Annotated in this window: 3 protein-coding genes; 1 reads left to right on the top strand and 2 read right to left on the bottom strand. The window is 63.3% G+C overall.

Annotated elements, in window-relative coordinates; genetic code table 11:
- Window positions 1-33 precede the first annotated feature (33 nt).
- Window positions 34-252 (top strand): hypothetical protein, encoded by a 219-nt coding sequence (locus VEK15_05950; GenBank protein HXV60217.1) that lies wholly within the window; start codon window positions 34-36, stop codon window positions 250-252.
- Window positions 253-302: 50 nt separating this feature from the next.
- Here VEK15_05950 and VEK15_05945 read toward each other — a convergent pair whose 3' ends face one another.
- Together VEK15_05945 and VEK15_05940 are read right to left on the bottom strand one after the other, a co-directional pair.
- Complete coding sequence (locus tag VEK15_05945) at window positions 303-2,921, bottom strand: protein kinase (GenBank protein ID HXV60216.1); 2,619 nt, start codon at window positions 2,919-2,921, stop codon at window positions 303-305.
- A 26-nt stretch (window positions 2,922-2,947) separates the two neighbouring features.
- Window positions 2,948-3,582 (bottom strand): hypothetical protein (locus VEK15_05940; protein ID HXV60215.1); only part of this gene is annotated, 635 nt, incomplete at its 5' end.

The following is a 3,582-nucleotide window of genomic DNA, read 5'->3' as shown; positions in this document are numbered from 1 at the left end:
TAGGCGTAATGTAGGAGTACGGAGAGCACGTCCATGCACGACTTGAGAAGGAGCGCGATGGTTTCGCTGGCCTTGGGTGTCACCTCGCTCCTGGCCATGGGCGCCGGTCACCTGGCATTGACCGACATCGGGCACGGCGAGGGCGACCTGCGGCTGGAGTGGTCGATCCTGCGAGGAGTCTTCCTCGTTCTGCTCGCATTCCACATCGCGGCATTCGAGACCATCCGCCGCGTCCTCCGGTCGAATGCTTGATCGACGCGACGGTCGCGGTCCTCTCGGGGGTGTGCACCCCACCGAATGCGTCAAGGCGAGATCACGTCCATGGTCCAGATGTCGGACCGGTCTTCCACCCAGGTGAAGTAGAGGTACTGACCGTCGGTCGCGAGCGCGTAGAAGCCGAGCTCGCCGCGCTTGTCGGCGAGATCCGTGATCTGCCGCTCGGATCGGTCATCGAGCGAGAGTGCCCAGACGTTGTTGTTCAGACCATTGAAGAGGATCTCTCGACCGCCGGGGGAGAAGAAGGGCCGTGCCCCAGGCCGCTCGCTCAGCCGCTCCGGCTCGCCCCCCTCGGCTGCCACCCGCCAGAGGCCGTAAGCACCGTCGCGATCGGAGGCGAAAACGATCCACTCGCCGTCCGGCGACCACTCGGGCTGGCTCTCCTCGCGGGGTCCGGATGCGAGCGCTCGTGGGCTGCCTCCCGCGGCCGAGACGATGGCGAGATCGAAGTTTCCGTCGCGAATCGAGACGTAAGCGATCTCGCTCCCGTCGGGCGACCAGGCGGGCATGGCAGCTGTCTCTTCGCCCAACGTTAGCTGCCGGGCCGGCCCCCCTTCTATGGAAAGTACCCAGACGTCGCGCTGCCCGCCGCGATAGCTATAGAACGCGACCTGCCGGCCATCGGGGGACCAGCGGGGATTCCAGTCCGGGGCCTGATCGTCGGTGAGCGGCTGCATCGTGCCACCGGAAGCGGGCAGCTTCCAGATGTCGACGAAGCCGCCGCGGTTGGAGTTGATGAGAAGCTCGTCGCCGCCCGGCGAGACGTCGAGGAACTCGATGAACGCCTGGTCGAAGGTGATGGGCTCCGCATCGCCCCAGCTCGCCGGCCGTTCATGGAGAATGGGGACCCGCCACACGTTCGCGATCCGTCGGCCTCGGGAATAGGCGATCTTGGAGCCGTCGGCAAACAACGCCATCGAGCGCGTGTCCAGACCCGTCGTGATGGGTTGAGCCGCCCCCTCCGGAGTCCCGTCACCGCCGATTCCCTGGCGCCACACATCCATGCTCCCCCCTCGATTGGAAACGTACCAGAGGGTGCGAGAATCGGCGGAAAAAATCGGACTCCAGACCGCGGTGAGCCCGTCGCTGAGCGGCAGGACCTCCCCGTCCGACAACCGCAGAATCCACAAATGGGTCATGTCGGCGGTATAGTTGCTGGCATCCACGTAAGCGATGAATCTCCCGTCGGGAGACCAGCTGAGGTCGACGGGCTCGTACTGCCCGCGAACCGAAAAGCGCGTCGCTTCGAGCGTTGCGACATCCACGATCTGGATAATTTGCCGGGTCGTCCCATCGAACCCGCCGCAGGCAAGCCGACCTCCATCCGAAGACCATTGAGGGCGTGCCCAGAGGAACGAGCTCGTGGCCACACGGCGAGGGGGGCCTCCCAGAGCCGGGATGACGTAGCAGCCTCCGCCTTCACTCTGGTCCCGATGCGCGGCGTAAGCGATCCGGGTTCCGTCGGGAGACCAGCTGGGAAAGAATTCCGCGCCGGTCGAATCGGCTGTCAGGTTCACGGCGCTTCCCCCCGCGGCCTGCGTTACCCAGATGTCGAAATTGCCGCTCTGGTTCGAGAAGTAGGCGAGCCTGCCTCCGTCGGGAGACCAGGTCGGATAGTCCTCGAGACCGATGTCGCTCGTAACCTGCGTTGGGTTGGCGACGCGGGGAATTTGCGGGCGCCCCCCAACCAGACGATACACCGCGACGCCGAGAACGGCCGCAATGATGGGTAGCGCAGCCAACAGCAGCCACTGGATCCGGCGCCTCGGGACCGACGAGGCTGCGTACCCTCCGGAGACGACCTCCTGTTTCAGCTCTTCGAGCTCGTTCCGGAGATCCTTAGTGCTCTGAAACCGGCGATCGGGGTCCTTCACGAGACAGCGCTTGACGATCCGGACGAGCTCTCGGGGAATCGAAGGGTCGATGGCGTCCACCGGCGGAGGAGTGTCCTTGATCACGGACGAAAGAATGGTGGCAGGGTTATCACCTTTGAACGGCTTCTCGGCGGTGAGCATCTCGAAGAAGACGATTCCCAGAGAGAAGATGTCGGAACGCGGGTCGACGAGCTTCCCGGCGGCTTGCTCGGGAGACATGTAGCTCAACGTGCCCAGGACGCGGCCATCACGGGTGCGATGGACGGTGGTTGCGTCGCTCGCCTGGCTATCGACCAGCCCGAGCGCCGGCTTCGCAAGCCCGAAGTCCAGCACCTTGACGCGACCCTCCTCGCTCAGCATGACGTTGTCGGGTTTTAAATCACGATGGGTGATTCCTTCTGCATGGGCAGCGGAGACGGCGTCGGCGAGCGGGATGGCGATCTCCAGAAACTCGACCAGCGAAAGACGACCCCCCTTGAGGATCTGCGAGAGCGTCTTTCCCCGGACGAGCTCCATCGTGAAGAAGCGAACTCCCTCGAGCTCTTCCACCGAGTACACGTGAACGATGTTGGGATGATTCAGGGAGGCGATGACCTTGGCTTCGCGCTCGAACCGCGCGCGCAGGTTTTCATCCTGCGCCAGGAGGGGTGGAAGGATCTTGAGAGCCACGCGGCGTCCGAGCTTTTGGTCCTCGGCCACGTAGACCTCGCCCATTCCGCCCCGGCCGAGCTCTTCGACGATTGCGTAGTGGGCCAGCCGCTTGCCAAGCATGTCGCGAACATCGAGTATATCGAAGTCTAACGCTTGGGCCGGTAGGGTGTCCGAAGGTGCTCCGTCGCCACCCGATGAGAGTCTTCAACGTCGTCGAGGCCCTTCACGGCTTCATAGTGCGAGACGGCCTCTTCGCGTTCCCCCATCGAGTCCAGGATTTGCCCCGCCTCGAGGTGAGAGAGTGCGCGTTCTTTCTCCGCCGTTCGAGGATCTCTTGCCGCCTCCTGGAACTGGTGGAGCGCCGATTCTCTCTCTCCCAGAGCGACCAGGCGGGTACCGAGTGCATAGCGGATCTTACCCAAAGGCATCTTGTCATAGTTCTTCGTGCCGGACTCCGCCCGGCGAACGATCTCGGTCAGGACGCCGGCCGCTTCCTCGCGCCGCTCCATTCGCTCCAGAATCTGAGCCTGGTTCAAATGGAAGAGAAAGTTCTCGGGAAAACGCTGGTGGAGCTGCTGAGCGACCTCGAGAGCGTAGTCGTGCTGCTTCTCACGGACATACAGAATCATCAAGAGGACGCGCGCGTCGATCTTGACGAAGTAGCCCGTCTCCGCGGCGCGGAGGAGATACTCGAAGGCTCTTTCTTCGCTTCCTCGATAGCCTACGATAGTCGCGATCCACTTGATATACCAGGGAAGGTTGCTGACGACGTACTCGTAAG

This window comes from Vicinamibacteria bacterium (genome assembly GCA_035620555.1).
Taxonomy (GTDB): Bacteria; Acidobacteriota; Vicinamibacteria; order Marinacidobacterales; family SMYC01; genus DASPGQ01.
The sequence above is the reverse complement of the archived record's forward strand: the minus strand, read 5'-3'. Positions and strand labels throughout refer to the sequence as shown.